3 protein-coding genes are annotated in these 4759 nt (G+C 74.1%); 2 read left to right on the plus strand and 1 reads right to left on the minus strand.

The window, feature by feature from the left end:
• Nucleotides 1–190, plus strand: a 190-nt coding sequence (locus tag G6R24_RS22805) for a hypothetical protein (RefSeq protein ID WP_225438702.1), incomplete at its 5' end; no start/stop codon positions are given.
• A 52-nt stretch (nucleotides 191–242) separates the two neighbouring features.
• The gene (locus G6R24_RS18340; RefSeq protein WP_420840674.1) at nucleotides 243–2588 is read left to right on the plus strand and encodes a WD40 repeat domain-containing serine/threonine protein kinase; all 2346 of its coding nucleotides are present in this window, start codon (nucleotides 243–245) and stop codon (nucleotides 2586–2588) included.
• 84 nt (nucleotides 2589–2672) lie between these two features.
• Here G6R24_RS18340 and G6R24_RS18345 read toward each other — a convergent pair whose 3' ends face one another.
• Entirely contained in the window at nucleotides 2673–4682 is a 2010-nt protein-coding gene (locus tag G6R24_RS18345; RefSeq protein ID WP_225438703.1) for a class I SAM-dependent methyltransferase, read from the minus strand.
• Nucleotides 4683–4759: the final 77 nt, after the last annotated feature.

The raw sequence follows: 4759 nt of genomic DNA on the forward strand, positions 1-4759 counted from the left end.
CGGCGCACAGCCCGACGGCGCGTGGTTCGACGGCATCTGGTCCGACGGCATCTGGTCCGACGGCATCTGGTCCGACGGCATCTGGTCCGGCGACGCACGGTGGCGCTGGCGCGGGTTCGGCGAGTCAGACCGGTGGGGGGCGGTCGGGTTCGGCGATCCCGGTGGGTGTGGCTCCGCTGGAGCCGGGTGATCTGACCGGGCTGGACCGGGTGGAGCTGCTGGGGCGGCTCGGCGAGGGCGGGATGGGCACGGTCTACCTCGGCCGGGGGCGTGAGCACGCCACCGGGTACGCCGGCAGGCTGGTCGCGGTGAAGGTCATCCGGCCGGATCTGGCCCGGGTGCCCGAGTTCCGGGCCCGGTTCCGCCGGGAGGCCGACATCGCCCGTCGCGTCGCCAGGTTCTGCACCGCCGAAGTGCTCGACGTCGTCGATCCGCCGGGTGGGCTGCCCTACCTCGTCACCGAGTACATCGACGGGTTCACCCTGGCGCAGACCGTCGCCGCCGAGGGTCCGCTGCGCTCAGCGGATCTCGAACGGCTCGCGGTCAGCGTGGCGGCGGCGCTCACGTCCATTCACGGCGCCGGGATGGTGCACCGGGATCTCAAACCATCGAACGTGCTGCTGTCCTCCCTCGGACCGCGGGTGATCGACTTCGGGATCGCGCGGGCGATGGACGCCCCGACGATGCTCAGCCAGGAGATCCAGCGGATCGGCACGCCGGCGTTCATGGCGCCCGAGCAGGCCAACGGTGAACCGGTCTCGGCGGCCGCCGACGTCTTCGCCTGGGGTGGGCTGGTCACCTACGCGGGGACCGGATCGTTCCCGTTCGGCGACGGGCCGACGCCGGTGCAGCTCTACCGGGTCGTGCACCGCGAGCCACTGCTCGACGGGCTGGACCCGAACCTGCGTCCCATCGTCGAGGAGGCGATGCGCAAGGACCCGGCGGCCCGTCCGACCGCCCGCGATCTGTTCCTCCGCCTGGTGGCCATGGGCCCGCCGACACATCCCGACCCGGACGTGACCAGGGTCATCCACTCGGCCGCGCCGCTGGCCGCGCCGCCGCAACGGTCCGCGCGGACCGGCGAGGCCTTCCCCGCCTCGACCGGCGGCGTCACCGGCGGCGCGACCGCCGGTGGGACCGACGGCAGCATCCCGGACGGCGGTGGTGGGGACGGGCCGCCGGCAGCGCCCGGCACCGGGGCGGGCGCTGTCACCAGGCCAGGCCGTACGGGCGTGGGTGGTGTGGGGGCCGAGGTCGGTGCCGGCGACGGGGGTCCGGCGACCCGGCCGCGGCGCAGGTGGGGCCGGCGGCGGATCGCGTTGCTCGCCGCACCACTGCTGGCGGTCGCACTGATCACCGCTCTGGTTCCGCTGGCGCTGACCTCCGGCGGTGGGGACCGGCCGAGCCACGAGGAGGTCGCCGAACGGGTGGCGCTGGCCGCCGAGGCGGTCCGTACCTCGGACACGGACCTCGCCGCCCGACTGTCGCTGGCCGCCTACCGGATCGACCCGGACGCCGAGGCCCGCGCGGCCCTGCGGACCTCGTTCGCCGCCGCGACGGCGACGGTGCTGCGCGGGCACACCGCGTCCGCCCTGGGCGTCAGCATCAGCCCGAACGGACAGCTGCTCGCCTCGACCGGTGCCGACAACCTCGTCCAGCTGTGGGACATCGCCGACCGGGCCCATCCGGTGCGCCTGGCCACCCTCAACCGGCACCGTTCCTGGACGTTGGACGCCGCGTTCAGTCCGGACGGCACCACGCTCGCCACCGTCAGTTACGACCGTAGCGCGATCCTGTGGGACATCAGCGACCCGCGTCATCCCGTCGAGGTCGCCGACATCCTCGGGCATGACGGCTGGGTACTCGATGCCGCCTTCAGCCCCAACGGCAAGATCCTCGCCACCAGTGGCTACGACAACACCGCCCGGCTGTGGGACGTCAGCGATCGGCGCCATCCGCGGGAACTGTCCGTCCTCGACCGGCACACCAGCTGGGTGAACGAGGTGGCCTTCAGTCCCAACGGCCGCCTGCTGGCCACCGCGAGCGCCGACCGGACCGCCCGCATCTGGGACATCTCCGACCCGAGCCATCCCCGTCCGCTGGCCGCGATCACCGCGCACACCGACTACGTCTGGGCCGTGGCCTTCAGCCCCGACGGACGGCGCCTGGCCACCGGCAGCTACGACGGCACCGCCCGCATCTGGGACGTCACCGACCCCTCCCGCCCGGAGGCCGTCGCCTCCTTCCCCGCGGACGAGAAATGGGTCTTCGACGTCGCCTTCAGCCCCGACGGCCGAACCCTCGCGACCGCCGGCTGGGACACCACCGTCCACCTGTGGGACGTCACCGGCTCCGGACGTCCCCCCGCCGCCGGCACGATCAGCGGCCACGGGGACTGGATCCAGGCCCTCGCCTGGACGCCGGACGGCCGCGGCATCGCCACCGCCAGCGACGACTACACCATCCGCGTCAGCAGCATCGACGACGCCAGCCTGATCGCCGCCGCCTGCGCGGACCCGTCCCGCCAGATCACCGAGACCGAGTGGCAGCGCTACATAGCCGACGTCCCCTACCAGCCGGTCTGCTGACCCCCCGCCGATCATCCGTATCGGGGTGCGGGGGGTGGTCGCAGGACCTCGAGCCCGTCAAGCCGACGCTCTGGTGACGCCGGGTCAGCGGGCTGGTGGGCTCGGACGACGGCGCAGGGCGGGCAGGGTGGTGCGGGTCGGACCGGCGACGTCGACGACGCGGGCCTGGACCCGGGCGAGGCGATCCTGGCCGGCGGGACCGAGCCGGGCGCGCAGGGCGGTGCCGGCGACCCGTGCGACCTGGGCCAGTCGGGACTCGTCCCCCGCCGGCCCGCCGCCCGGCGAGCCGGCGCTACCGTCCGTGCCGTCGACATCGAGCAGTCCGGATTCGGCTGCTCGCCGACGCAGCTCACCGAGTTCGCGTTCGAGTTCGGCGATGCGGGCGAGCTGGTCCAGGTCGGTCGCGGCGAGCCGGCTGCGTTCCTCGTCCAGCCGGGACCACTCGCGCTGGCGGACGCGGGCGGCGGCGGCCGCGGCGTCCTGTAGTCGTAGGACGTGCAGGTAGAGGTCGATGCGGTTGCGCTCCAGGCGGGACAGCAGCGGGTTGGAGACCCACGGTGTGAGCAGGTCGGCGACGCGGCGCGCCCAGGGCGCGCGCCGGTCGACCACGACACCGAGGCCGAAGACCGGCGCGACGGTGAAGAACCGCAGGTCGGGTTGTTCGGCGATGAAATCCTCGATCGCGGTGCGGACCCCGTTACGCGCCCCGCCCTCGGCCAGCGCCCAAGCGAACGCGCCCATACCGCGGAAACCGCCCCGCACCGTGCCGGGATTGTCGATCTCGACGCCGACGTCCCACGAGTGGGGTTGACGGTCGTTGCCGGCGATCCGATCCGGCGCGTAGTACTGGTCGCGCCGCCCGGCCGGCCAGCCGACGTCATGCAGGATCACCAGCGGGAACGACGATCGGCCGAACCGTTCGACGGCCCCGGCGATCGCCTCCAGTTCACCGCGCACCGTGGCGTAGTTGTGATCGCCGTCGAGGAGGTAGGCGTCGGTCGGGGCGTGGTCGTCCAGGGCCTGCGGGCTGTGACCGCGGATAACCTGCACGTCCAGCCCGCCGCCGGAGGTCGGCTCCACACCGGGATTCGGGTCGACGACGACGAGCCGGCCGCCCCCGCCGCGTCGGAGCAGGTCGACCAGCAGCGAGGTGGTGACGCCGCTCTCCGAGCCGATCTCGGCGACGCTGCGCGCTCCGGATGCCTCGACCAGCGGCACCCAGATCTCCCGCAGATCGGCCAGCGAGTGCAGCAGGAGTGGCGCCCGGGTTCGCGGGGCCGCCTCGGTCACCTCGCGGGTGTGCTCGTCGCCGCGCGCGGGCACTACCCGCGCCCCCTGCGACCGAGCCACACCCCGCTCCTCCGTGACCCGCTCTCCCGCGGCCAGTTCCCCCGCGGCCAGTTCCCCCGCGGCCAGTTCCCCCGCGGCCAGTTCCCCCGCGGCCAGTTCCCCCGCGGCCATGGCCGCGAGCTCGGCGAAGCTGTCTCGCACCGCGCCACTGTCCGCCTCCGTCGGGTCCCCCGCGCTGGACGGCACAGCGTCCCTGGACGGCACGGCATCCCTGGACGGCACAGCCCCGGTGGAGGCCACCACGATGACGGAGGGCGTGACCTCGGACGGCGACGCGACGGCGGTGGGCACCACGTCCACGGTCGGAAGCGACGTCTCGACGGACGGTTCGTCCGCCACCAGGGCTTCGTCCGCCACCACTAGGGCTTCGTCCGCCGCTGGGGCTTCGCCTGCCACATCAGCCATCACCGGCGGTTCGGTCCCTACCGGCGGTTCAGCCGCCTCCGAGGATTCGTCCCGCACCGGGGGTTCGGCTGCCAGCGACGGTTCGGCCTGCGCTGACGGTGCCGTGGCGATGAACGGCGCTGTTTCGATGGACGGGCTGGTTTCAGCGGACGAGGTGGCCTCGGTGGACGAGGTGGCCTCGGTGGAGGGGGGCGGGGCAGGGGTGGTGCGTGGCTGGTCGTCGGCCGGCGGCGCGGCGGGATACTGGAAGGCGGTGGCGAGGGCGAACGGGCGGGCCCCGGCCGCGGCGGCCCAGCGGGCCGGTGAGCGGGTCGGTGAGGGGATCCCAGGCCTGGCCATCCGGGCGGGTCCACGCCGGGAGTCGCCCGGACGCGGACGGGCCGGTGGACGCGGACGGGCCGGTGGACGCGGACGGG

Source organism: Candidatus Frankia nodulisporulans (assembly GCF_902806475.1).
In the GTDB taxonomy this organism is placed as follows: domain Bacteria; phylum Actinomycetota; class Actinomycetes; order Frankiales; family Frankiaceae; genus Frankia; species Frankia umida.

Excerpts from the sequence above, each read along its gene's own strand:
- G6R24_RS18340 (WP_420840674.1), top strand. The coding sequence starts at position 243 with ATGGGCACGGTCTACCTCGGCCGGGGGCGTGAGCACGCCACCGGGTAC.
- G6R24_RS18345 (WP_225438703.1), bottom strand. The coding sequence starts at position 4,682 with ATGGCCAGGCCTGGGATCCCCTCACCGACCCGCTCACCGGCCCGCTGG.